This is a genomic window from Sphingobacterium chuzhouense, from assembly GCF_014692525.1.
Taxonomy (GTDB): domain Bacteria; phylum Bacteroidota; class Bacteroidia; order Sphingobacteriales; family Sphingobacteriaceae; genus Sphingobacterium; species Sphingobacterium chuzhouense.
The window spans coordinates 261,967-288,305 of the sequence record NZ_JACNYL010000004.1 but is presented as its reverse complement, the minus strand read 5'-3'; the positions used below and the strand labels follow the sequence as shown (position 1 = coordinate 288,305).

The following is a 26,339-nucleotide window of genomic DNA, read 5'->3' as shown; positions in this document are numbered from 1 at the left end:
TATCTGTTAAATATAAATTATTTAAAATATGTTAGATTCGAAAGTACCTGCAGGCCCATTAGCCGAGAAATGGTCAAAACATAAATTCAATATGAAGCTGGTCAATCCAGCCAACAAACGCAAGTTCACCATCATTGTGGTGGGTACAGGTTTGGCAGGGGCATCAGCAGCAGCTTCGTTGGCAGAACTTGGTTACAACGTCAAAACATTCTGTTACCAAGATTCCCCGCGCCGTGCACACTCTATTGCTGCACAGGGCGGTATAAATGCTGCCAAAAACTATCAAAATGATGGTGACTCTGTTTACCGTTTATTCTACGACACCATTAAAGGAGGAGACTACCGCGCACGTGAAGCGAATGTATATCGTTTAGCGGAGGTTTCCGTTAATATCATAGACCAATGTGTGGCACAAGGCGTTCCTTTTGCTCGCGAATATGGCGGGTTATTGGACAACCGCTCTTTTGGAGGAGCACAAGTATCCCGTACGTTCTATGCACGTGGGCAGACAGGACAGCAATTGTTATTAGGCGCTTATTCTGCATTGAACCGCCAGATAAGAAAAGGAAAAGTCATTTCTTACACCCGCCATGAGATGTTGGATTTGGTGAAAATTGACGGACATGCACGTGGTATCATCACGCGCGACATGGTAACGGGTAAAATAGAGTCACACGAAGGGCACGCTGTATTGCTGTGCACCGGAGGTTACGGAAACGTATTCTTCCTTTCTACCAATGCTATGGGATGTAACGTTACTGCCGCCTGGAGAGCGCATAAACGTGGTGCTTTCTTTGCAAACCCATGTTATACACAGATCCACCCTACTTGTATTCCAGTAACAGGCGATCACCAATCCAAGCTGACATTGATGTCGGAATCGCTTCGTAACGATGGACGGGTCTGGGTTCCGAAGACAAAAGAACTTTCTGAAAAATTACGCCAAGGGCAATTAAAGCCAGCGGATATTAAAGAAGAGGATCGGGATTACTTTTTGGAAAGAAAATATCCTTCTTTCGGTAACTTGGTACCGCGTGATGTGGCATCCCGTAATGCGAAAGAAATGGTAGACGACGGTCGCGGTGTAGGTAAATCCGGTGTGGCCGTTTTCTTGGATTTTGCCGATGCTATAAAACGTTTGGGAAAAGATACGGTAGAGGCTAAATATGGTAACTTATTCGACATGTATTACCAAATTACGGACGAAAACCCGTATGAACAACCAATGCGTATCTATCCTGCAGTACACTATACCATGGGAGGTATCTGGGTAGACTATAATTTGATGACTACCGTACCTGGATTGTATGCGCTCGGCGAATGTAATTTTTCTGATCACGGCGCTAACCGTTTAGGTGCATCTGCGCTTATGCAAGGTCTATCCGATGGATATTTTGTTATTCCATATACTGTGGGTGACTATCTTGCTAATTTGGGAAGCTTTGCACCAGTTGATAAAAATAACCCTGCCTTCGAGCAAACACGTAAAGAGGTTGAAGATAAAATCAATGCGTTACTAAGCCTGAAAGGTTCCAAAACCGTAGATGATATTCACAAGAAATTAGGAAATATCATGTGGGAATACTGCGGTATGGCACGTACTGCGGAAGGCTTAACAAAAGCAAAAGGCTTGATTCAGGAATTAAAAAAAGAATTTTGGTCTGACGTGAAAGTATTGGGTGAAAACGAAGAGCTCAACATGTCTTTGGAAAAAGCTGGACGTGTAGCAGACTTCCTCGAGCTAGGTGAACTGATGGTCGACGATGCACTAAACCGTAGCGAATCATGTGGAGGACACTTCCGTCTGGAATCACAAACGGAAGAAGGAGAAGCAAAACGTGACGATGAAAACTTTACTTATGTTGCAGCCTGGGAATTTAAAGGAGACGACCAGCCAGAAGCTTTACACAAGGAAGAGTTAGTTTTCGAAAACGTTAAATTAACACAAAGAAGTTATAAATAGTAGGGAGATATTATCATGGCACAACATATGAATTTAACGCTGAAAGTTTGGCGTCAGAAAAACGATAAATCCAAAGGAAAATTCGTTACAATTCAAGCGAAAGATATAGCAGATGATATGTCTTTCTTAGAAATGCTTGATGTAGTAAACGAAGACCTCACACGCAAGGGAGAAGACCCTATATATTTTGATCATGACTGCCGCGAAGGTATTTGTGGTATGTGCTCGTTGGTTATCAACGGTCGTCCGCACGGCCCTAAATACGGTATTACTACCTGTCAGTTGCACATGCGCTCTTTCCATGATGGGCAGACCATTGTCATCGAACCGTGGAGAGCAGCGGCATTCCCTGTATTAAAAGATTTGGCTGTTGATCGTACATCCTTCGATCGAATTCAACAAGCAGGTGGATACGTAAATGTAAACACAGGTGGAGTTCCAGATGCTAATACCATTCCTATTCCAAAACGTATTGCAGATGAAGCTTTTGAGTCAGCGACATGTATTGGTTGCGGCGCATGCGTAGCAGCGTGTAAAAATGCTTCTGCCATGCTATTCGTATCGGCAAAGATTTCTCAATTTGCGCTATTGCCACAAGGCCAGACAGAACGTTATGAAAGAGCACAAGCGATGATTGACCAAATGGATGCAGAAGGGTTTGGTAACTGTACGAATACTGGTGCCTGTGAAGCAGAATGTCCTAAAGGTATCAAATTATCTAATATAGCTCGGATGAACCGTGAATACTTCACAGCAAAATTCTTCCGTGAAGAAGATGTTCACACGCATTCCTAGGCATATTCTATAATAGGAGAAACAAGGTGTCCCCGTTATGCGTGCATAACGGGGACTTTTTTTTATATTTACATCCATCGTATGGAGAAGAATGGAGATGCTTACTAAGATTCGATTTTTGCTTTTGGTTTTAACGCTATCCCTTATGGGAACAGCGCTTACCATACATTTCACCATCACGGATGAAGACATGCTCGAACTGGATGAAAAAAAGCTTACCCGGAAGATCCATTGGTATGAAGACAGAATTGATGAAATCTGGAGCGACAGCTTGGTTATCAAAACATTTCAGCATGCCGACAAATATCCCATGCAGCTCTCCAACATCACGACAGAGCTAGCTAAAGAATACATTTATTTTTATATATACAACGACAACCAGATCATCCATTGGTCTACGAATATCTACGTACCTTTCAGTGATGTAGGATTACGCAAAAATACTTCCGTCATCCAAACAGAAAACCGCTCATTTTTAGCAAAGAAAAAAGAGCTGACGAACGGAATCTCCGTACTCGCATTGGTACCTATAAAGCGGAACTTCGAAAATACCAACCAATTTTTGAGCAATAATTTTCTCTCCACCATCGGCGTGAAAAATCTCGAAATCGCACGATATGATGATAATAAAAACATACGTAATATTTACAGTAAAGATGGCGATTATTTATTCTCAGTTAAGTTAATCGAAGGAAAGAAAGATAATTTATACATTAACTTGCAATTCTTTTGTTGGGTAGCAGCACTCATCTGTTTGATTATACTAACCAATAGCGTCGCTGTCTATTTGGCTAAAAAAGGGAAAACATGGTTAGGAATCATCCTATTCGCAAGCATATTGGTGGCGATACGATATCTGGATCTAAAGTCTAACTGGCTGTTCATCCATTCCAGTTTGGAACTATTTGATCCCAAACATTACGCCTATAACCAATTTTTACCAAACATTTGGTCTTTTTTAGTAAACACATGTGCTATGTTTTGGTTTATGTGTTTTATTATGGCCATTCAAAAGTATCTTAAAGTTCCAGCTTTTTTATCAAAAAAAACCTATGCTGTTATCGTCTCTATTATCGGTATTTTTTCGATATATTTTGTCGGTCATATAACCTATTATTTTCTCGGAACGCTTCTTACACATTCCCCGGTCTACGAAAATGACTTTACGAAAATACTAAACCTCGGCTTCTATGGCTGGCTATGTATCTTATTATTCAGTATAAACGTACTCACATTAGTATTGTATATTGACCGCATTGTGCAAATGGTGCGCAAACTACTAAATAGTATTACCGTCATACTGAATATCGAATTAATCTGCCTAGTTTTCGCCCTTATCGCTACAGCCCTTATTGGTTTCAATATTCTCTTCGGTATCCTCTTTGGTTTATTGATTTTTCTCCGAACCTATAAAGCCTATCATTTTTCATCGCCTTATCAGCTCTCTACTTTTATTTTAACGATATTATTATTTTCCATCATTTCAGTCATCTCTTACAATCATTACAACGAGATAAAAAAAATGAACAGAATGGAACAGGGAATCGCCCATCTTTTAGCAGAAGATGATGTAAACGCAGTTTCATTGTTTATTGATCTGGAAAAGAATATTTTAAATGATTATAGGTTAAGTAAGCTCTTCAACCTACATGATAGCATTCCCGACATTCCTTATATCACAGATTATATCAAAACAAGATATATGAGTGGCTATTTGTCAAGATTTGAATTTCAAGCTTTCTATTACAACAACGAGGGGGTACCATTGGAGAACTATGCGGTAAACAAACCTGCAGAATATCGCGAGAACGTCATCAAGAGTGCCATCAAAATTCCTTTTACTACGAACTTTTATCGTTTGCGTAGTGAATTGGGAACACATGAATATTTTACCCATCTCTCTATTCCTTACGAGGACAATCCCGAGAAATTTCACCATATCTATCTTAACCTAAAAAATCTGTCTTACAGTACATCGCTCCCTTATCCGGAAGTATTGGCTGATAACAACACTACAGCTTGGCAATTTGATTCGTTTGAGGACAATTCCTATGCGCTATATAAGGGGAATAACCTAGTCACGCAATACGGTAATTACAATTACACCGAAAATGATTTAAGAATCCCGAATAAATTAAGGGAATATATGCCTTTAGAAGAAAATGACAGCTATTACCATCTAGCTTATAAACCGGATCCGTATACCACCATCGTTTTAAGTATGCAAAAAGCCTCGCTTTGGGAATATCTGGCTTTAGCATCTATCGTCTTTATTCTCTTGCTGATCTTTTTCGGTCTATTTAATCTCACCAATTATCTTATCAGGACCTTTTCTAGCATATCTTTTCGATGGAACAGGATTCAATATCATTTTCGTATCCTGCTTAACAATATTCAATATAGTACACGGATCCAGGCACTGGTTAGTGCATCCGTCTTATTGGGGACGTTGATATCAGGAGCCGTTGCCTTTATCAGTTTAAACAGGCAACTGGAAGAGACGACAACAAATAATCGATTGAAGGAAATCGCTGAAATCACGAAAAAGATTGAAAATTACATGGCTAGCAGCCAAACTCGGGAGGGATTTAATGAAAAAATCGTGGATATGCTCAAAGAAATGGCTCCCTCTACCATGACTAACTTCAACTTATACGATAGATCCGGAAAATTGCTTTACTCCTCACAGCAACGTATTTTTGACCTTAAGCTTATATCAGAATTTATAAACCCTGTAGCTTTGAATAAACTATCCGTACTGCGAAAATCTGAAGCTTATGAACGGGAACGCATCTCCAACTTTTGGTTCTCTTCTGTGTATGCTACTATCAAATACGAAGATTATACGACAGCTGCTTATCTAAACATACCGTATTATACGACCGAAAAAGACGCGGCAAACAATAAAAATTTGCTACTAAACACAATTTTAAATATCTATACATTCATCATTATTTTATTTGGCTTTATTGCTGTGACACTGTCTCGGAAAATAACCAAACCATTGGATATTGTACGAATGAAGTTGGCAGAGACGCAATTATCTAATAAAATTAACGAACCACTCTATTGGGATAGAAACGACGAAATTGGAATGCTCATCAAGGAATATAATCATATGCTGATCAAGCTGGAAGAGAGTGCCAAACAATTGCGTGACGTGGAACGGGAAACTGCTTGGCGCGAAATGGCAAAACAGGTAGCACATGAGATTAAAAATCCGCTCACGCCGATGAAGCTAGGTATCCAGCAATTGATCCGTTCCTATCAAGAAAATGATGACCGCTTCGAAGAGCGTTTCCAACGTATATCTACTTCTATTATCGAACAGATTGATATTCTATCAAAAATCGCAACGGAGTTTTCTGCCTTTGCAAAATTACCGGAAACAAGTCTTGAAAAAATTAATCTTATAGAAAAAATCCGTAAGGCTATTAACCTCTTCAGCAATACCGGTAATACTTCTATCATTTTAATCAACGAGACGCCGGATAAATCCTTATTTGTGCTGGGCGACCGTGATCAATTTTTGCGAACATTCAATAATCTATTGAAGAATGCTATAGAAGCGAGTCTAGGCAGGAAGAAAATCAAAATTAATATCATTTTGCGTTATACCGACGCAGATTCAGTAGAAATCTTAATTCAGGATAATGGCTTTGGTATTCCGCAGGACGTTATTCCTAAAATATTTAAGCCCAATTTCACGACAAAAAGCTCCGGAACCGGATTGGGATTAGCTTTTGTAAAGCAGACGGTAACAGGAATTGGTGGAAAGATTGAATTTATGACCCAGACGAATATTGGAACAACGTTCGTTATAACTTTACCTGTTTATAAGGATTGATGAAGAGTGGAAAGTGAAGTTACTGGTTACTGATCACTTTAAAACAACGCTGGCACGCCCCATGATCGCATTGTCGTTATACAGCAATACGGTATACGCTCCCTTTTTGAATTTTTCTTGCGACCAAAGGAACTGATACTCCTCACCATTGTTAGTAAAGTTAATTGTTTCCTTAAATGTGTATTGTAATTTTTCGCCATGTACATAAAACATATTGCTGGCATCACCGAATAAATTACCCGACGGATCTATAACACGTACAAATACTTCTTTATTTCCTTTTGGTGTTAACGTGTTATCTGCGACAGAAAATAGGACCTGCAACTGATCTACTCTACGGGCACGCGATTCTGTTTCAATTTTCCCTCTTTTTGAGACAGAAATCCCATTTACTTGAATATTGGAAACTTTTAAAGCCGAAGCAACGTTGACCTTATCCTTTAACTCTATATTTTCTTGAGAGAGGGCTGTTACCTTTTTGTCTGTCGTAGATACCTTTCTGGAAAGTGTTTGATTTTCTTTTTGAAGAATCTCATTTCTCGCTTTTAACTCATTAAGTGCAAGACGTAATTCAGAAACGTCACCCTTTAACCGAGCAACCTCTCGAGTTGCTACCAGCATATCTTCTTCCGAAATCGTTTGATTTTCAAGCTTGGTTCGCAACTCACTGATAGCCTCTCTTGCTCTTATTTCGGAAGCTTGCATTACTGAATCCACGCCTGCTACCTTCTGGGAGACAAGATTATCCAGTTCCGCTTCTATACGGTCGATTTCAATCTGTAAATCCTGTTTCTGTATAGCTATCGTATAGAGTTTCTCTCCAGACGATTTGAATTTCACATAAAAATAAACGTTGGTTGCAAGCAATGCTGCAATCGCTATAATGAAAAAATAAATCTTCGAGTTACTTTTTTTAGACGGCTCTTCCGGATATTTTTTGGTCACGTCAAGCGTTCCCGTTTTATCCATATCTTGTTGTTTATACATCTTTTTCACATAAATGCCGTAAAATCATTGTTATTTCTATGTTAACATCACAAAAACTATTCCAATTGGAAACAGGCAGAAAGAGTAAAGGATAAGGACTTATTCAAAATAATTCAGTATGGTAAACCCTCCCTTTTTCAAATACTCCTCCTTTCGCATCAATTGCAAATCATTGTCTACCATTTCCTTAACCAACATAGGCAAAGTATATTTTGGGATCCAACCAAGTTTATTTTTTGCTTTAGACGGATCGCCAATTAGTAAATCTACTTCTGTAGGACGAAAATACTGGGGATCGACTTTTACCACAGTTTGACCCAATTTTATATGCTCTACAGGTATATTTAATCGATTCAGGATTTCTTCGTCCCGGTCGATGATTACGCCTTTTTCGAATGTATCCTTACCGCTAAATTCGATCTCTATTCCCACTTCTGCAAATGCCATACGCACAAAGTCCCTAACGGTAGTCGTCACACCTGTCGCAATAACATAGTCTTCCGGTTGCTGTTGCTGCAAAATCAACCACATAGCCTCCACATAGTCCTTAGCATGCCCCCAGTCCCGCTGCGCCGACAGATTACCTAAAAACAACTTCTCCTGCAAACCAAGAGCTATCTTAGCCACTGCCCTTGTTATTTTTCGCGTAACAAACGTTTCCCCGCGCACCGGACTTTCGTGATTAAATAAAATACCATTACACGCAAACATATCGTATGCCTCACGGTAATTTACGGTAATCCAGTAACCATACAACTTGGCAACAGCATAAGGACTACGTGGGTAGAAGGGAGTCCTTTCACTTTGTGGAACTTCCTGTACCAAGCCGTACAATTCCGACGTAGATGCCTGATATATTCTTGTTTTTTTAACCAATCCTAACAGGCGGACTGCATCTAAAATCCGAAGGGCTCCAATTCCGTCTGCATTTGCTGTGTATTCCGGTGTATCGAAACTCACTTTAACATGGGATTGTGCAGCTAAATTATATATTTCGTCCGGTTGGACTTCTTGAATAATCCGAATCAAATTACTGGAATCCGTTAAATCCCCATAATGCAAAATAAAATTACGTTTGCTTGCGTGTGGATCTTGATAAAGATGGTCAATACGGTCGGTATTAAATAGAGAAGAACGTCTCTTCAAGCCATGGACAATATAGCCTTTTTTTAATAGAAATTCAGCTAAATAGGCTCCGTCCTGACCAGTAATACCGGTAATTAAGGCTATTTTGGTTTTATGTGTATCCATATTTTAGTGAAGCGTAACGAGTAACGAGTGACCAGTAATCTATACTAGTTACTGGTCACTCGTTACTGGTCACTTGCTTAATCTTGTACGCGCGAAAAATTAAACACCAGATTTCCGGTTCCGTTATCTAGAGGAATAGGCATACGCATCACCAAAGATTGTCCGTCGGAATAAGAAAGATCCAAACGATAACCTGTGGTTACATTTCTAGCTTTCTCACCAGAGTATATTTTCTTAAATTGGAATTGCGGGTGTAAGTTATCATTTGGGATATCGTATACCGACCATACCATATTGCGTACAGCGCCATCGGCACAAAGTGTCCCCGAAGCGTTGAAAGCAATACTACCTTGGTAGTTCCCACCTGGAAGGGTCCATACACTGCCGATAAAACAATCAACTGGTGCCTCATCAAAAATATTTTTAATCGTATAAGCAGCAGGAATATCTTCCCGGTCTACTGAGTTTAACACCCATTTACCTTTTAAGCCATTTCGCCATTCACGGGCAGACGGGCCGTCATTGCCTAAAGATGAACCAGCTCCAGCAGAAGATTTTCTTTGGGCTCCACATGATGTCAAAAGCATCACAAGTGTAAAGAGTGTACATACGGATAAGATATGTTTTCGCATAATATAAAAATTAGTTTTCTTAATTGAGTATATTCGCAAACTTAGATAAATTCATTTTCATATGCAATATAGCAATATAATTGCGTGCGCATATAAAATGAATTTGTTCTAAATCTCCGCAGCCATCAAGGTTTTTTTAGCGGAAATATAATAACTTTGCGTTGAATGAGTTCATCCAAAAATCATACCATAAGCAAAATTGTTGCAAAGGCCGTTCTGCGGATTACCATTATCCTTATTGCGTTTCCTATAATTGTCTATCTCACAAACCCCGAGGTAATGTCGCAACGCGTTTTCTTTCCACACCGATGGGCGGTCATATTTCCTATTTTATTGCTTTTGGTATTCATCGCACTTTTGGTACCGGTATTAAGAGATAAATATGCAAAAATAGAATACAATTGGCTCTTCTCATTAACGGGTATCTTTGTATGTTTGTACCTTGTTTTGTTCTATACACGTATTTTATCCATCCCGTGATGATGGCCACATCTTTCATTACCCTTGCCCATAGCTTGTAACATGAAGAAAAGTAAATCTTGGACATACGTTAAAAACATCTTTAAGATACTCATCACAGTAGCGGCTGTCTATTGGGTTTCTCAAAAAATATCCTTTGCCGAACTAAAGGGTGCGCTGGAAAAATGCAATCCACTACACCTCTTCTTAGCTTTATTGTCTTACGGCACATCGCAACTGATCGCGTCATCGCGTTTAAATAGCTTTTTAAAGGTAATCGGATTACATATCAGTGAACGTTATAATTTAAGGCTCTATCAAGTCGGCCTACTCTATAACTTTTTCTTACCGGGAGGTATTGGAGGAGACGGTTACAAGATATATTTTCTGAAAAAGCATTATGCGATCCGGGGAAGAAGAGTATTGACTGCTGTATTTTTTGATCGGCTAAGCGGGCTATGGGCTTTATCTATTATTACCGGATGCCTTATCATGTTTATGCCACGGCTCTCTATACCGAATGTTGTTACGGTTAGCGTACTTATAGTAGGCACCGCAACTTACCTTTATTTTTTGCAACTGTTTTTCAAAGAATTCCTATCAAAGTTTATCATTACCCACCTCAAAGCACTCGCCGTACAAAGTTTTCAGACGTTAAGCGCCATTGCTATTCTATATGCGTTAGGTTTCGATGGCAAGTTCTCTCCCTATTTGTTAATTTTTTTGGTATCATCATTAGTAGCTATCGTACCGTCCATACTTGGGGGAGCGGGTTTACGCGAATCGCTCATGGCATTTGGAGCAGAATATTTTCAGCTTGACCCACACCTGGCAGTTTTGGTGAGTTTACTTTTTTATATTATTTCGCTGCTGGTGGCTTCTTCAGGTCTTTATTATATTTTGAGACCCCAACGTCTTGGCATCAATAAATTACCTTCTGCAGAAGAAGTGGAAGAAGAATTAGAAAAAGAAGAATAAATATTATGGCAAATATCATTATCACCGGCGCGAGCAGTGGAATCGGTTTTGAAGCAGTTTTAGACTTGACCGCAAACAATGAAAACAATGTCATTGCATTGGCTCGCTCTGCGGATAAGTTACGTAAGCTCCATGAAATTTCCACTTCACTCAACCCGGAGGGTGGAAAGCTTTATCCTGCTCAATTTGACATTGTGTACGACAATTACCCAGATTCTTTAGTTCCTTTTATCCAATCGAAGTTCGAAACAGTAGATATTTTGGTCAATAATGCGGGCATATTAATTAACAAGCCCTTTCTCGATACCTCTTTGGAGGAATTTGCTCAAGTACTACAAACCAATTTGTTAGGACACATCAATATGATTAGGCATGTAGCGCCACTCATGAAAAACGGGGGGCACATTGTCAATATAGGCAGTATGGGTGGCTTCCAGGGCTCTTCAAAATTCCCAGGTCTTTCTGCTTATTCCACAAGCAAAGGAGCATTGGCTACTTTGACAGAATGCCTGGCAGAGGAATTTAAAGAACAGAACATCAAGGTGAATTGTTTGGCATTAGGCTCTTCGCAGACGGAGATGTTTGAGGAAGCCTTTCCGGGTATAGAGGCGGGCACGCTCGCTTTTGAAATGGGACGCTATATAGCCGATTTCTCACAAAACGGCCATAAATACTATAACGGAAAAATATTACCGGTTGCTAATACAACACCATAATTAAATCTCTTTTATCCACTGCGCCAGATCCGATAGCACTTGCTCATTAAAAGTTTCTTCAATATCAATGTATTCTGAAACAGCACCCGTTTCAGCTTTTTGAAAGAGATGGTTCAATCCGTCATATGCTTTTAGAAAATTCTTCTCATTTCTGGGCAGATGGTCAGTCAAACTCTCTAAATTAGGTGCGAAAGGTACCTGCACATCTTTTGTTCCAAAGGCGGCAAATACCGGAACATCGATTCTTTTGATGAAAGGGACGGGGTCTATACGCATAAAATATCGATACGCTGGTAACACCATCATTTTTATTTCATTTTTTTGGCTATCAGAGAGATTAGGTAATGGCGACGACATATTTTCCAAAATCTGGTGGTACGCATGCTCATCAGCCAAATCACTTTTTACCGTAGCGAAATTTCGACGGTTCACTTCTTTCGCTTGCTGAAGCTCTTCAGCAGACATCCCCATAACTTTCCCAATTTCATAGGACTGCAACACCATCAGCGAATCAATGGGTATCGCGGGAGCCCCTAAAAGACCTATAAAACCAACGTCGGCAGAAGATTCTCCAGCAATAAGTTCTGCAATAAGCGCTCCTTCACTATGTCCAATAATCCCTACCCGTGCGGGGTCTACTCTTTCTTGCTTTTGCAAAAAACCTACTGCAGCAATAACATCACGACTGAAATCACCTATTGTGCTTTTTGGATAGTTTCCGGTAGATGCACCGATGCCACGTTCGTCATACCGCAATACGACAATACCTTGCTTTGTTAGATAATCGGCGATCACTTTAAAAGGTTTATGCCCCATAATCGTTTCGTCTCGATCCTGCGGCCCGCTCCCACTAACCAAGACAACAGCCGGTAGCTTGTCGCCTTCACGAGGTGTTGTTATGGTTCCCGCCAGCTTAACATTATCGTATTCACTGGAAAACGTAACATCTAATGTATCATAACTATACGGTGCTTCGGGCAGTTGTGGTCTCCGCCGTTTTGCGAGCATATTCTCCGCTTTCGATAGACGCATCGGAAATGTCATACCGTTTTGGGACAAAGTACCTTCAATTCCTCCATCTGACAACAGCTTACCGTTATAGGTTAAACCAATCGAAGCAACGGCTATCGATATGGAATCCTGCTCGATGTGGATTGCACTGACAGGAAGTTTAGCGTCTCCCTGCGCCGGGCTCTCCATCGTTCCTTTCCATGCCGAGGTATTCTCCAAATGGAAAACGAGCGGTAGGGCAACACCCTGTACTTTTAGTTCCCCCTGCCAAGTTCCCACAAATTTTTGACCATACCCCAAACAGGATTGAAGCAATACCATTAAAAAAATATAATATTTCATATAAAAAATCCTCTATATACCAATAATGCCATGCCGTCCAATACGAACACGGCAATTACTATCAAAAAACCATGCCCAAATTTTTCTCCGAGTAATCTTCAAATGGGTTTAAGAACAGCCGTTCCATATTATACTTCATATTTTATCCTTGATTAACTTGACGGTATAGTTTTAATATTTCGTTTACCTCTTCCGGCTTTTGCGTCCCAATGAGCAATTTAGCTCCGTTTCTTCGAACCACAAGTTGAATTCCATATGAACCTTTAGTCGTAAAAGCCGTTCCTCCTCTACCGAACCGATAACCCCAACCACCGTATTCCCATGGACTATATCGCTTCACGTGCGCATCCCCTATCTCATCCCAACGCCATGTTTTTTCTTTCCATATAAATGGAAAAAAACGGATATGTATACCTTCTTCATCTATACGTGATCGAAGTCTCGTAAAAAAGATGATAGCAAATGCTACCAGACCAATCAAGGCTCCTATGGAAAATCCTCCTATTTTCCCCTGATCTGAATTACTCCATGCTGTGTAGACGCCTGCCCCCAAAATAAGCAAGTATAATAGACATAGCCACCAAGTTATAAAGCTTTGACTTTCCCTGTAGATTAGATTATTCTTCATTTTTCAGCATTTTTATCCTGTTTATCAAATCATCCAGCTTGTTCCTCACCGTCGGATAACTCTTCCCCATTTGGCTAGCCATTTCCTTCAAACTTCCGGAATTTATTAAGAACTGTAAGATAAACTCCTGTTCTTCAACACTTAACTGCATGAGCACTGGCAAATGATATTTACCGGAAACTTCCGTTTCACAATTCATACAAACCAGTTTTGATACTACTAGTTGATTCTCGCAACTTGGGCAAATTGTCGGTAATTTCATCATACAACCTTCTTTTTTCAAATATAAAATAAATTATATTAAAATAAATATAAATATATTTAAACATATACTTACTATTATTTACAAATGAGGTGTATCCCTAAACTTTGCGCCCTTTTAAGATAATAAACCTCCAGTATAATGTCGACGTCGCCACGCTCTAATTCCCGATTTCCCGTTAATAATCGTAAATTCGCAAAATTTTAGTCAAATGAGAAAAGCACTTGGTTATATTCTTACGCCTATATTTTATATCTGCTTTGCTGTGTCATTGCTAATTTTTCACCCCATTCAATGGCTTTGTTTTAAACTTGGCGGATATGCTATGCACAAAAAAAGCGTCGATCTTTTAAATGGTTTTTTGGTTGCCTGTAACTACACGCTATTTAATCGAACAAGATTTATCGATAACAAAAGTATTCCAACGGGAAGACCGGTTATTTTTGTCGCCAATCACCAAAGTACATTTGACATTCCTCCCATGATATATTTTTTACGGCGGTTCCACGGAAAATTCATTTCCAAAATTGAACTTGCCAAGGCAGGAATCCCAAGCATATCATACAATTTAGTACATGGTGGCGCAGCGAACATAGATCGTAAAGACCCAAAGCAATCCATTGCCGAAATTTTAAAACTGGCAAACAACATGAAAACCAAAAACTGGTCAGCTTTTATTTTTCCAGAAGGAACGCGCACAAAAACAGGTAAGATGAAAGCTTTTTCTGTAGGAGGAATCGCCACCCTCTTGAAGAAGAATCCCAATGCACTCGTAGTTCCCATTGCTATTAAAGGTTCTTATTTAATGGTAAAATACGGGATGTATCCATTACGCCCCTTCACCTCCATGAGCTGGGAAGTGTTAAACCCATTGGATACGACCGGGCTGAATGCTGAGGAGATTGTCAAGAAAGCGGAAGAGGTTATCAAAGAAAAAGTAGAAGCTTAATGAAGTTAATTGACCCTTCTACCCTTCCAATCGTATTTTCCAACATTGCCTGCCACCCCTATATATACAAGGTAAACAGCATGAATAAATGACAACGGGAACAAATTCACCAACAAAGGATGTCTATTTACCAGACCACAAAGCGGATAAATAAAGGCCAATTCCGCAAGCACTTTCATTACAAACGCCACGAGAAACAACACATTGACATTCGGTAAATCAATAATAAATTGCATTAAGCCCGCAATTAACGACAAATTGAACAACCATATACTGACACCTAACCAGACAACCCGCTTGTCTCTATATTTTGTACTCTTGGAAGCCCAACGTCTCCGTTGACTGATAAATCCAGAAAGTGTAGCTTTCGCATCAGTATATACAATAGCATCTTTAGATTTGCAGAACCCTATTTTTTCTGCGTATTTTTCTGCAACCTTATGTAAGAACAATTCATCATCACCGGAAGCAAGATTATCTATACCATTAAAACCACCCATTTCGTAGAACAAATCTCGTCGATACGCGAGATTTGCCCCGTTACAAGTCGTCGGATTCTTATTGCCAATACCAGCTGCTCCTAAACCGATAAGATATAAAAACTCTAACGTCTGAAGTCGTTCGAAATAGCTTTTCTCTTCGGAGTAAGCTACAGGTGATGAAACCATATAAGCCTCTGTCTCCTCAAAATAGCTAACCACCGTACGTAGCCAATTTGTTCCCATACGGCAATCTGCATCGGTGGTCACAATGATTTCGCCTGAAGCTTGTGCTATAGCGCGGCTAATCGCCAGTTTTTTGTATGAATTTAACTTATCGCCCTCATTCAATTGCAATAAAGTAACACCTCGTGAGGCATAAGATGCGACTATCGCAGCCGTATTATCAGTCGAATGGTCATCCATAACAATAATCTGTAAAAGTTCTTTTGGGAAGTCTTGATTGACGATACAATTTAAAGTACGGGCTATATTATCTTCTTCATTCCGGGCGGCAATTAGCACCGAAATCGGTGTATGGACAGTTGTTTGTTGGGGTTTAAAATAAGGGATTTGCATCCATCCGCGTAGCATGTAAAATACTAAAACGACATACACTACCGTCATGGTGACGAGAAAGATATCAAGACTTGTTGCCACCCACATAATTTACATTTAATACAAATACGGATCCCATAATAGCGGGCAGGATAAGATTGACAAACCAAATACAAGAAACAATTGCCATTACGGCTATTTCCTGCGTTGTAATATAACTATACAAATTGCTTGCAACAAAACTGCGCACACTGAAATCGAAAATATCGAGTGATGGTACGGCAGATTGGACGAAAAACAGGATAAAAATCATTAACACCATCGAAACAAATGGCAGCTCGGGCAAAAAGACCAACATTAGCACGACATATTGTGAAGTAAATATGATAAAGCGCAACAACGAGAGGAGCAACACATGTAAAAGCTCTCGCGTAGTGAAATCTTCCAATATGGAGAAGAACGGTTTGATCTTACGTAAAAACTTAAATTTACCGACGAGATAATCTACCCAATGCACATTGAAATAAAGTACAACAAATGCCACTGCATAAATTATCGCCAATAACCAAACCCCAAATTTGACACTATCCGGTGTCGGCAGATAAGTGGCGACAAACCAGGCGATACTCAAAGAACCAAATACACTCGTGAGAACCAGCTGCGCAAAGAGTCCAACACCCATTGCTATCGCGCCTCTTGCTCTACTGCGTGGCTTTAAAAGAAGAATACGGCCTCCATATTCACCTATCCTATTCGGTGTGAATATCGCCCATGTAAGTCCGCAAAAGACTGATCTTATAGCTTTCCACCAACTAATCAACTCGATCCGTCGACTGAGATATTTCCATTTGACGACCTCAATTGCCCAATTCATCAACATCATCACCACAACAACGGCTAGCGTCGCTCGGACCGTCCATGGATCTATACTTTGCAATAAGGTTTTAAATTCCCGGAGGTTCTGCTGGTTATTGACCTTGGAAACAATGAACCAGGTCGCCAATCCTATAATTGCCAACTTAATTCCCAGATTAAGATATTTCTTTTGCTGTTTCGTCAACTATTTAAAATAAAAGCACAATGTTACTAAATTTTCATTAGAATAAATCGTTTATTCATTACCTTGTTTATTTAAGGTATTCATGCTGCCTTTGGCGGTTTAATAGCAAAATGGCTCATACGGTCTTACGAATTAGTTACATATAAGAGGGAGTTAAACTTAAAATCGTAATATTGCAACATGCAAAGAGAGAAGGCTAAAGAACGTATAATTTTGGGAATTGATCCCGGAACTGTTGTTATGGGGTATGGGTTGGTGAAGCAGACGGGACAAAAAATATCACTTTTAAGCTTGGGCGTCGTTAAAATGGGACATTTGGACGATCAAGGATTAAAACTCCAGCGTATCTTTAAGAAAACCATGTCCCTTATACAAGAATACCAGCCGGATTGCGTCGCGCTGGAAGCACCTTTCTATGGAAAAAATATTCAAGTTATGCTAAAACTCGGAAGGGCGCAGGGTGTTGCAATGGCAGCTGCGCTGAGTGTAGACATTCCTATCTTTGAATACTCCCCACGTAAGATAAAGCAATCTGTCACCGGAAATGGTAGCGCCAGTAAGGAACAGGTAGCTGCCATGCTAAAAACAATCCTACAATTCAATGAGACCCCCGAATTCTTGGATGCGACAGATGGACTGGCCGTCGCCGTATGTCATGCATTCCAGCAAAATAGCAGTATGGAGAAAAAGAGCTATTCGGGTTGGGAAGCCTTTGTAAAAGACAATCAGCGTAGGCTACGCTAAATCAGAGCTTCACCTGCCGAATGACATTCTTCACATTAAGCTCCACAATATCTGTCATGGATTTACAATCCAGATAGGCCTCATTATTATAAAATGCCCCGTATCCTTCTCTTAATCTTTTAATGTTTTCAGGTGTAGATAGTTCCTGCAATTTCGAAGCGTCTCGCAGATCTTTAATCCGATGCCGTTCGCTCCGTACTCGGTGCACAATAGACGAGCACTCTTCCTGTTGATATTGGAGTACAGTTTTTTCATTTAAATGTTCCATCGCTAATTTCACATATGGAAAATTCTCCTTAAAATACTGGGGCATGTATACTTTTGGGTTGCCTTCATAAAACTGCTGATCAAAATCAATCGCCCGGATACGGAACTGGAAATCATCGAAATCCGGCGTAATCTGCATAACAAAGTTATATGCACGCATATCCCCAAGCAGGGAAATAATACAACGTTCATTAAACTTTACAAATTCCTTTGCGATACGGGTTTGGTTATACTCCGGATTATGTATGCCAAATTTACTGAACACATCTCCCGGTATACCAACAATATGCTCCTCCACTAATGTATCACGGTCTACAAGATAGTTTACTTGATTAGGTGAAAGAATCTCCTCTAGTTCCAGCCCATATATTCGGGAGGCATCCGCCTGTTTGATATAAAAATAATCGTATACATCATTTAGCCTATTGATAATGCGCACCCGGAAAGGCTTCGTATTTCCGAACGCACAATACTCTATTCTATCGATAATCTTATGCTCTACAATACGCGTATTACCCGATGCTTTAAGTTTCGCATATACCACCCTTAACGCGTCATATAGCTGATCTTGCAAATGAGGTGGATACAACGGCGTTTCCCAGAACGTGTCGTTTCCATACTTATCCATCACCGGTACTGTTTCCGAAAAATTCAACAGCTCACTGTATGCCAAGGGCAACTTAGCATCCCGCTGATACATACGTAGGTATTTGTTGAGCCCTGTACCTACCGGATAAATCGGCTTTTTGCGCGATATTTTAACATCTTCAATTTCCATCACGGGTATTTTTCGAAAAATACAAAATTTAGGTCAAAGAAGCTTATTTATTTTTCTGTGCTATTCCTTTTAAAAAATACAGAAAAATAGAACATTTACAATAAATGGTCGATTTACTGTAAAAAATAAAATTATATTAAGAAAATACTTAGTATTTTTACAAAAAGATTAAAAAAAGTACAGACACGAGGTTCAAAGAGGTAGCATATAAATGAAGAAACTCCCCGGGGAGAGGAGTTTCTTACGCTAACCAATTATAAACCTATGTTATTTTGAGGGAAGTAACATGCTATTCTGTGACAAAAGTTCTTTTTCAATCCCTTTTTGTTAATACAAATATATAAATACATCAAAATATCTGAAAATTTTATTTTATTTTTATACAAATTTAAAAATAAAGGTAATTTTTTAATAAAAAACACCATTTTTTATGGATAAAAAGTATTCAAATTACGATTTAGACAATTTAGACATACAAATTTTGTCTATTTTAATGGAAAACGCATCAATTCCATACACAGAAATAGCTAAAAAACTAATAGTTTCAGGAGGAACCATCCATGTAAGAATGAAAAAGATGGAAGAGTTGGGAATAATTAAGGGTTCTCAGCTTATTATTAACCCACAAAAAGTAGGTTTTGATATTACGGCTTTCTTAGGGATTTATTTAGAGAAAGGTTCCCAGTATTCTGATGCTGTAAAACAACTACAGGACATAAAAGAGGTCGTCGAACTACATTATTGTACCGGGCAATACAGTATGTTCGCTAAGATTGTATGTCGAGATACCGCACACCTACGTAAAGTATTAAACGAAGACATCCAATCCTTGACAGGTATTCAGCGGACAGAAACTATTATTTCGCTTGAAGAAAGCATAAAAAGGCAAATAACTTTGTAAAAAAGAGAAAAAGGGGCAGAATTCCGCCCCTTTTTCTCTTTTTTACAGGATATTCCTCAATAAATCAATATAAAAAGCAACGCCTTGTTCAATTTCTGTTAAAAATATATACTCATCTGCAGAATGCGATCTGGCCGAATCGCCCGGCCCTACTTTTACAGAGGGAATAGGTAACAATGCCTGATCGCTCATTGTCGGGCTACCGAATGTCTTTGCTCCCAAACTTATACCCGATTGTACAATCGGATGATCCAATTCAATCGTAGAAGGATTGAGCCTTGTGGAACGGGGGGTTACCTTAACCGAAACATGCTGCTTGATGATGTCCAGAACCTCTTGGTTGTTATAAACATCAGTGGTACGTACGTCGACGACAAATGTACAAGATGCCGGCACGACATTATGCTGTGTGCCACCATTTACGACAGTAACAGACATCTTTACAGGACCTAAGTGAGATGAAACTCTCGGAAATTGAAAGGTACGAAACCAATTTATCGCCGCCATCGCCTTATAAATGGCGTTCTCTCCCTCCTCCCGCGCGGCATGTCCAGCAATACCAACAGCCTCACAATCCAACACCATCAGCCCTTTTTCTGCCACAGCCATATGCAGTTGGGTAGGCTCCCCAACAATAGCAAAATCGAACCGCCCGATATGCTTTATTGCTTCCTCAACGCCATTTTTTCCCGAAATCTCCTCTTCTGCAGATGCTAATAAACAAATATTATAGCGTAAATCCTCTTGTTCATAATAATACAAGAATGCGGCTGTTAACGATACTAGACACCCTCCAGCATCGTTGCTTCCCAAACCATATAGCTTACCTTCCATCACCGTCGGAACAAACGGATCTTTTGTATAGCCGCTATTCGGTTTTACCGTATCGTGATGGGAATTCAACAGGATACTAGGTTTCGAATCGTCTCTGTATTTATTATAAGCCCACACATTGTTACCTAGACGTTCATACACCACCCCCCTTTCATGAAAAAAACGACACAACAAATCTGCTGTGTCGTTTTCTTCTTTGCTAAAAGAGGGCAGAGTTATCAATTGCTTCAATAGCGACGTCGCTTCTTCTATCAAACGGGCTACACTCTTACTCATTATATAGCCCCCCTGCCTTTTCTGCGGACAGTTTTATTCCTTTTATGAATGCCGAACTGAATCCATTATGCTCCATTTCGTTCAACCCTGCAATCGTACACCCTTTAGGTGAAGTCACCTTATCAATCTCTCCTTCTGGGTGATTTTGTGTTTGCAATAGTAAGTCTGCCGCACCTTTAGCTGTTTGTACAGCCATTTTTAAGGCATCATGCGCATGGAAACCTATTTCTACCCCTCCTTGCGAAGCTGCTCGGATAGCGCGTAAGAAAAAAGCGATACCGCATGCGCAAAGGGCAGTTGCAGACGTCATGAGGTCTTCTTGAATAACCACCACAGCCCCCACTGATTCGAATAATTGCTCTACCTTTTTTATTTCTCCGTCCGCAGCATTGTCAGTCGCAATACATGTCATGGACTGTCCAATGGCAATCGCTGTATTTGGCATCGCCCGTACGACCAATTTGTCTGCGCCTAACACTTGTTTGATGTCAGCACAACTTACACCCGACACCACAGAAACAATAATCTGCTCGGCACGCGCGCTATCTTTCACCTCTTCCAATACTTTACGAAGTTGTTGCGGTAGAATAGCCAACACGACGATTTCAGCATTTAAAGCTGCCTGTGCATTATTATCGCTTACTTGAAAGCCGAGCGCCGCCTCCTCTTGAAGATTAACGAGGTTTCTGCGCGTTAGCGTGATATCAGCGGCAATATACTGTCCAGATTTCACGAGCCCTTTGGCAAGGGAAAGTCCAATATTTCCACTACCGATTATCGTAATTTTGCTCATTTTTTAGTCTATTTCGATAACAAACAAGTGCCAAATTCCCCTTGTTGATATTTATGTAGGTTTAAGGCATTGCCAATATATACATTTTTCACCCCTTTCCCAAGTGCTTCAAAAGCATTTTCCAGTTTCGGAATCATCCCTTCATAAATCACTTCCTCTGCTTTCAGTTTTTCGAATTCATCGGCTTTTATAGATTTAATGACAGATTCGGGATCATCCACATTACGCAACACACCATCTTTTTCAAAGCAGTAAATTAACTTGGTTTCATAAATCTTTGCCAACGAAACAGCTAACGCCGAAGCAATAGTATCCGCATTGGTGTTTAGTAGTTGTCCCAAGCCATTATGGGTAATAGCTGAAAATACCGGAGTAAAACCTGCTTCCAAAAACTTCTTTATACTAAGGGTATTTACCGAATCTACCAAAATATCCCCAACATATCCATAGTCAATTTCTCGAACAGGACGCTTAATTGCTTTAATTGTATTACCATCTGCTCCGCATAATCCTAATGCATCACACCCAAATTTTTGCAGAGAAGAGACAACATGTTTATTTGTTAGACCTGCATACACCATCGTCGTAACATCCAACATCTGTTTGTCTGTAATACGTCGGCCATCAACCAATTTTGCCTCAATACCTAAATCTGCAGCAATTCGCGTGGCTATCTTTCCTCCGCCGTGGACTAATATTTTTTTGCCTTGTAATGCTGCAAATTTCTCTAGAAAACTTTGCAACTGAACATCGTCATCAATGACATTTCCCCCGATTTTAATAATATGCAACCCACTTCCCATAGATAAATTAAATAATTTTACTTTTTAAGATTTTCCAACATACGTTTTAATACTACTTGGGCTGCCCACACACGGTTACCGGCCTCTTTGATGACTAAAGAATTAGGTCCATCAAGAATCTCTGAGGAGAGCTCTAAATCTCGCCGTACAGGTAAACAATGCATCACTTTAGCATCATTCGTCAAACCTAATTTCGCATTGGTCATCAACCAATCTCCTTCCACTGGAAACACCTTTCCATAATCGTGATAGGACGACCAGTTTTTTACGTATACAAAATCAGCTTCCTCCAAAGCACGATCTAAATCGTTCACAATGCGCGCTCCCGTTGTAAATTCTTCGCTCAATTCATATCCTATAGGATGCGCAATGGTGAAATCAACCAGATCTTGTTCCTGCGCCTTGCACATCCATTCTGAAAAAGAATTCGGAACGGCTTGAGGCAATGCTTTTACATGAGGTGCCCAAGCCAGCACAACTTTAGGTTTAGTCACCTTTTTATGTTCGGTAATGGTAATTAAGTCCGTTAAACTTTGTAAAGGATGGCGTGTAGCACTTTCCAAAGAAACCACCGGAACACGACAAAATTTCACAAACTTATTAAACAGTTCCTCTGTATAATCAGCTTCTTTATCTTTCAAGCTCGGGAAAGAACGTAAGCCTAAGATATCGCAATATTCACCCATTACAGCAGCAGCTTCCCGGATATGTTCCACTGTTGTTCCGTTCATGATTACGCCATCTTGGGTTTCCAATGCCCAGCCTTCTTTATCCATATTGATGACCATCACATCCATACCGAGGCTCATTGCCGCTTTTTGGGTGCTTAACCGCGTACGCAGACTTGGATTCAGAAACACCAAACCTAATGTTTTGTTCTTACCCAGTTCCCGCCAATTATATGGATTGGTTTTCAACGACAATGCTTCTTGCACAACCGAATCTAAATCATCAATATCAGCAACTGAAAAAAATTTGTCCATCTTTCAAGGTTAAAAGTGACCAATGATCAATAATCAATGGCCAGTGTTGAATATCTAAATTAGTATAATAAAGTCTTCAATTTTAAGACGCTTTCAAACGTTCGTCAAGTGCAGTTAAAAATATATCTGCAATATCCTTTGTGATATTCAGAGCAGGCAAAATCCGAATAATATTAGGTTTAGCTTCTCCCGTAAAAATTCTATTCTTTAACAGTAGATCTTTTTTCACATTCGATAATTCGTCCGGCAATACCATTCCGATCATTAACCCTCTACCTCTTACCTCTTCCACTTTATCAAACTTTTTCAATTCCGTGATGAGATAGTTCCCAACATTTTGTGTATTCCCCAATAAATTCTCCTGCTTCATCACGTCTAGTACGGCGATTGCCGCGGCACATGCGAGATGATTACCACCAAAAGTTGTCCCTAACATACCAAAAGAAGCTTTAAATTTAGGTGATATGCTGATAGCACCAATAGGAAATCCATTTCCCATTCCTTTCGCCATGGAATAAATATCTGCGTCTACACCAGCATAATCTTGTGAATAAAAATCACCGGTACGGCCATAGCCACATTGTACGGCATCTGCAATAAACACCGTTCCATACTGATCACAAAGTGAACGGATCAGCCGCAGGAAAGAAACAGAAGCTTCCCGTATTCCACCTACGCCTTGTATACCTTCGATGATCACAGCAGAAATTTCATCACCAAAATCTTGAAAAGCCCGAGTTAATGCCTCTTCATCATTAAAGGGGAGAAACACCACGTTGTCCGTCTGGTTAACAGGTGCAACAATAGCGGGGTTATCTGTCGCCGCCACAGCCAACGAAGTACGTCCGTGAAAAGCCTTGGTAAAAGCGATAATCTTTTTACGCCCGTTGTGGAACGACGCTAATTTTAACGCATTTTCATTAGCTTCCGCTCCTGAATTACACAGAAACAAAGCATAATCATCTTTGCCCGACATCTCGCCCAACTGTCGTGCTAACTGTTTCTGCAAAGGAATTTCCACGGAATTTGAATAGAATCCGATTTGATTCAGTTGCTTGGTGAGGGTTTCTACATAATGTGGATGGCTGTGTCCGATGGAGATCACCGCATGCCCACCATATAGATCAAGGTACTCCGTACCGGCTGCGTCCCAAACGCTAGACCCTTTTGCTCTAACTATATTAATAGGGTTTATGGGATAAACATTAAATAAATCCATGTATGAAAAAAATAAACGGGTATGGATAAAATACTATACGCAAATATAACGTAACGTGCTGAAAATAATAAGTAAATATGAAATAAAAAAGCCCGTCAAGATGTTTGACGGGCTTTTCATTAATGAGATAAAATATTAATCTTTTTTCTCTTCTGTATCCGAAGATTCCTCTGTTGCAGGAGTCTCTTCCGCCGCAGGAGTTTCCTCTGCTGCTGCTTCTGCTTTAGGAGCTTCTTCTTTAACTTCTTCCGTCGCTTCCACTTCTTCAGCTACTTCAACCTCAGCTGCTTCAACTTCAGCAGTTTTTTCAGTAGCTTTCTTTTTACCACCACGTCGGCGAGTTGTTTTCTTCTCGGCTTTCGCTGTTTGACCGTAAACTTCGTTGTAGTCGACCAATTCGATGAATGCCATTTCCGCGTTGTCACCAAGACGGTTTTCCAACTTGATGATACGTGTATAGCCACCTGGACGAGAAGCTACTTTTTCCGAAATTTCGCGGAATAAGATTGTAACTGCTTCCTTGTCTTTTACGTAGGAGAATACCGTACGGCGAGAATGCGTCGTATCATTTTTTGATTTTGTAATCAACGGCTCTACGTACTTACGCAACGCTTTAGCTTTAGCCAAAGTTGTTGTGATACGCTTATGCTTGATCAATGAAGTCGCCATATTGGCTAACATCGCCTTACGGTGACTGTCAGTGCGCCCTAATTTGTCTACTTTTTTTCCGTGTCTCATTTTTTTGTGTTTTTGTGCGTACCGTCTGGCCAACCAGGGAATTACGCAACAGGTCGCTTATTTGTTAATTTAAATATTATTCTTCGTCCAACTTATATTTGGATAAATTCATGCCGAACGACAAACCTTTCGATTTAACTAGCTCTTGAATTTCGCTCAATGATTTCTTACCGAAGTTACGGAATTTCAACATATCCGCTACGTCGTAAGTCACCAGCTCTGCCAATGTACGGATATCTGCCGCTTTCAAACAGTTCAACGCACGAACAGAAAGATCCAGATCAACCAACTCCGTTTTCAAAATTTTACGCATATGCAAAATTTCCTCGTCAACAACTTTGGTTTCCTCTTTTGTTTGCGACTCTAACAACATATTTTCGTCAGAGAATAACATAAAGTGCTGGATCAAAATTTTGGCTGCTTCTTTCAAGGCCTCCTCAGGATGAATAGAACCGTCGGTAGAAATATCCAACAACAATTTCTCATAGTCAGTTTTCTGTTCTACCCGATAGTTCTCGATAGTGTATTTTACGTTCTTAATTGGCGTGTAAATAGAATCTACAGCGATAAAACCTACCGGACCGTCTGTAACTTTATTTTCTTCAGCATTTACATAACCACGTCCTTTAGCTACTGAAAGCTCTACCTCTATAGTAACTGAATTATCCATGTTACAGATAACTAAGTCAGGGTTTAAAACCGTAAAATTATTGGAGAACTTCGTAATATCGCCCGCTTTAAATTGATCTTGACCATTGATAACGACAAAGATCTTTTCACTATCACCTTGTTCACCGGTTTTCTTGAAACGAACTTGTTTCAAGTTCAAAATGATTTCCGTAACATCTTCAACAACCCCTTTGATAGTAGAAAACTCGTGCGAAACGCCTGAAAACCTTACCGACGTAATTGCATATCCTTCTAATGAGGACAATAAAATACGGCGCAAAGCATTACCAATAGTTACACCAAAACCAGGCTCTAATGGACGAAATTCGAAAGTACCATCAAAATCAGTTGATTTTTGCATGATAACTTTATCCGGTCTTTGAAATGCTAAAATTGCCATTTATTTTCTTTTAAAAG

The 26,339-nt window shown here is 39.9% G+C and carries 24 protein-coding genes; 8 read left to right on the top strand and 16 right to left on the bottom strand.

Annotated elements, in window-relative coordinates; translation table 11 throughout:
* Nucleotides 1-28: 28 nt before the first annotated feature.
* From H8B21_RS17535 to H8B21_RS17525, 3 genes are all read left to right on the top strand, one after another.
* Nucleotides 29-1,963 carry a fumarate reductase/succinate dehydrogenase flavoprotein subunit gene (locus H8B21_RS17535; protein WP_190315147.1) on the top strand — a complete coding sequence of 645 codons (1,935 nt, stop codon included), beginning with the start codon at nt 29-31 and terminating at the stop codon, nt 1,961-1,963.
* A 15-nt stretch (nt 1,964-1,978) separates the two neighbouring features.
* Nucleotides 1,979-2,758, top strand: coding sequence for a succinate dehydrogenase/fumarate reductase iron-sulfur subunit (locus H8B21_RS17530; RefSeq protein WP_190315146.1), 780 nt, complete (start codon nt 1,979-1,981; stop codon nt 2,756-2,758).
* Between the two features lie 145 nt (nt 2,759-2,903).
* On the top strand, nt 2,904-6,605 hold the full coding sequence (locus tag H8B21_RS17525) for an ATP-binding protein (RefSeq protein WP_190315145.1): 3,702 nt from the start codon (nt 2,904-2,906) through the stop codon (nt 6,603-6,605).
* A 33-nt stretch (nt 6,606-6,638) separates the two neighbouring features.
* Here H8B21_RS17525 and H8B21_RS17520 read toward each other — a convergent pair whose 3' ends face one another.
* From H8B21_RS17520 to H8B21_RS17510, 3 genes are all read right to left on the bottom strand, one after another.
* Nucleotides 6,639-7,592 (bottom strand): hypothetical protein, encoded by a 954-nt coding sequence (locus H8B21_RS17520; protein WP_223815115.1) that lies wholly within the window; start codon nt 7,590-7,592, stop codon nt 6,639-6,641.
* Nucleotides 7,593-7,691: 99 nt separating this feature from the next.
* Nucleotides 7,692-8,843: a GDP-mannose 4,6-dehydratase gene (gmd, locus tag H8B21_RS17515; protein WP_190315144.1), complete on the bottom strand. Its 1,152-nt coding sequence runs from the start codon at nt 8,841-8,843 to the stop codon at nt 7,692-7,694.
* 77 nt (nt 8,844-8,920) lie between these two features.
* Nucleotides 8,921-9,475, bottom strand: a complete 555-nt coding sequence (locus tag H8B21_RS17510) for a hypothetical protein (RefSeq protein WP_190315143.1) — start codon at nt 9,473-9,475, stop codon at nt 8,921-8,923.
* 522 nt (nt 9,476-9,997) lie between these two features.
* Between H8B21_RS17510 and H8B21_RS17505 the strand changes: the two genes are divergently transcribed.
* Nucleotides 9,998-10,912, top strand: a complete 915-nt coding sequence (locus H8B21_RS17505) for a lysylphosphatidylglycerol synthase transmembrane domain-containing protein (RefSeq protein WP_190315142.1) — start codon at nt 9,998-10,000, stop codon at nt 10,910-10,912.
* Nucleotides 10,913-10,917: 5 nt separating this feature from the next.
* Nucleotides 10,918-11,628 carry an SDR family NAD(P)-dependent oxidoreductase gene (locus H8B21_RS17500; protein ID WP_190315141.1) on the top strand — a complete coding sequence of 237 codons (711 nt, stop codon included), beginning with the start codon at nt 10,918-10,920 and terminating at the stop codon, nt 11,626-11,628.
* On the opposite strand, the gene H8B21_RS17495 is transcribed toward H8B21_RS17500, so the two are convergent.
* From H8B21_RS17495 to H8B21_RS17485, 3 genes are all read right to left on the bottom strand, one after another.
* Entirely contained in the window at nt 11,629-12,981 is a 1,353-nt protein-coding gene (locus H8B21_RS17495) for an alpha/beta hydrolase family protein (protein ID WP_190315140.1), read from the bottom strand.
* 142 nt (nt 12,982-13,123) lie between these two features.
* On the bottom strand, nt 13,124-13,609 hold the full coding sequence (locus H8B21_RS17490) for a hypothetical protein (protein ID WP_190315139.1): 486 nt from the start codon (nt 13,607-13,609) through the stop codon (nt 13,124-13,126).
* Complete coding sequence (locus H8B21_RS17485) at nt 13,599-13,871, bottom strand: DUF2089 family protein (RefSeq protein ID WP_223815122.1); 273 nt, start codon at nt 13,869-13,871, stop codon at nt 13,599-13,601. Before H8B21_RS17485 ends, H8B21_RS17490 begins: the two co-directional genes overlap by 11 nt.
* A gap of 211 nt (nt 13,872-14,082) precedes the next feature.
* On the opposite strand from H8B21_RS17485, the gene H8B21_RS17480 reads away from it, so the two are divergent.
* On the top strand, nt 14,083-14,820 hold the full coding sequence (locus H8B21_RS17480) for a lysophospholipid acyltransferase family protein (protein WP_190315137.1): 738 nt from the start codon (nt 14,083-14,085) through the stop codon (nt 14,818-14,820).
* A 5-nt stretch (nt 14,821-14,825) separates the two neighbouring features.
* Here H8B21_RS17480 and H8B21_RS17475 read toward each other — a convergent pair whose 3' ends face one another.
* Nucleotides 14,826-15,965, bottom strand: coding sequence for a glycosyltransferase family 2 protein (locus H8B21_RS17475; protein WP_380907555.1), 1,140 nt, complete (start codon nt 15,963-15,965; stop codon nt 14,826-14,828).
* Nucleotides 15,943-16,917, bottom strand: a complete 975-nt coding sequence (locus tag H8B21_RS17470) for a lysylphosphatidylglycerol synthase domain-containing protein (protein WP_190315136.1) — start codon at nt 16,915-16,917, stop codon at nt 15,943-15,945. Before H8B21_RS17470 ends, H8B21_RS17475 begins: the two co-directional genes overlap by 23 nt.
* 180 nt (nt 16,918-17,097) lie before the next feature.
* Between H8B21_RS17470 and ruvC the strand changes: the two genes are divergently transcribed.
* Complete coding sequence (gene ruvC, locus H8B21_RS17465; protein WP_190315135.1) at nt 17,098-17,661, top strand: crossover junction endodeoxyribonuclease RuvC; 564 nt, start codon at nt 17,098-17,100, stop codon at nt 17,659-17,661.
* Nucleotide 17,662: 1 nt separating this feature from the next.
* On the opposite strand, the gene H8B21_RS17460 is transcribed toward ruvC, so the two are convergent.
* A complete protein-coding gene (locus H8B21_RS17460; RefSeq protein WP_190315134.1) occupies nt 17,663-18,706 on the bottom strand; it encodes a hypothetical protein in 1,044 nt (347 codons plus the stop codon).
* Between the two features lie 430 nt (nt 18,707-19,136).
* Between H8B21_RS17460 and H8B21_RS17455 the strand changes: the two genes are divergently transcribed.
* Entirely contained in the window at nt 19,137-19,607 is a 471-nt protein-coding gene (locus H8B21_RS17455) for an Lrp/AsnC ligand binding domain-containing protein (RefSeq protein WP_190315133.1), read from the top strand.
* A gap of 42 nt (nt 19,608-19,649) precedes the next feature.
* Here H8B21_RS17455 and H8B21_RS17450 read toward each other — a convergent pair whose 3' ends face one another.
* The 7 genes from H8B21_RS17450 to H8B21_RS17420 all read right to left on the bottom strand — a co-directional run bounded on the left by H8B21_RS17450 (nt 19,650) and on the right by H8B21_RS17420 (nt 26,322).
* Nucleotides 19,650-20,717, bottom strand: coding sequence for a M20 family metallo-hydrolase (locus H8B21_RS17450; RefSeq protein ID WP_190315132.1), 1,068 nt, complete (start codon nt 20,715-20,717; stop codon nt 19,650-19,652).
* Nucleotides 20,710-21,510, bottom strand: coding sequence for a pyrroline-5-carboxylate reductase (gene proC / locus H8B21_RS17445; RefSeq protein WP_190315131.1), 801 nt, complete (start codon nt 21,508-21,510; stop codon nt 20,710-20,712). The genes H8B21_RS17450 and proC overlap by 8 nt, the downstream gene beginning before the upstream one ends.
* A gap of 8 nt (nt 21,511-21,518) precedes the next feature.
* Complete coding sequence (gene argB, locus H8B21_RS17440; protein WP_190315130.1) at nt 21,519-22,313, bottom strand: acetylglutamate kinase; 795 nt, start codon at nt 22,311-22,313, stop codon at nt 21,519-21,521.
* 17 nt (nt 22,314-22,330) lie between these two features.
* Nucleotides 22,331-23,296, bottom strand: a complete 966-nt coding sequence (locus H8B21_RS17435; RefSeq protein WP_190315129.1) for a Rossmann-fold NAD(P)-binding domain-containing protein — start codon at nt 23,294-23,296, stop codon at nt 22,331-22,333.
* 82 nt (nt 23,297-23,378) lie between these two features.
* The gene (locus H8B21_RS17430) at nt 23,379-24,515 is read right to left on the bottom strand and encodes an aspartate aminotransferase family protein (RefSeq protein ID WP_190315128.1); all 1,137 of its coding nucleotides are present in this window, start codon (nt 24,513-24,515) and stop codon (nt 23,379-23,381) included.
* A gap of 135 nt (nt 24,516-24,650) precedes the next feature.
* Nucleotides 24,651-25,253 (bottom strand): 50S ribosomal protein L17, encoded by a 603-nt coding sequence (gene rplQ / locus H8B21_RS17425; RefSeq protein ID WP_190315127.1) that lies wholly within the window; start codon nt 25,251-25,253, stop codon nt 24,651-24,653.
* Between the two features lie 76 nt (nt 25,254-25,329).
* Nucleotides 25,330-26,322, bottom strand: coding sequence for a DNA-directed RNA polymerase subunit alpha (locus H8B21_RS17420; RefSeq protein WP_105717630.1), 993 nt, complete (start codon nt 26,320-26,322; stop codon nt 25,330-25,332).
* Nucleotides 26,323-26,339: the final 17 nt, after the last annotated feature.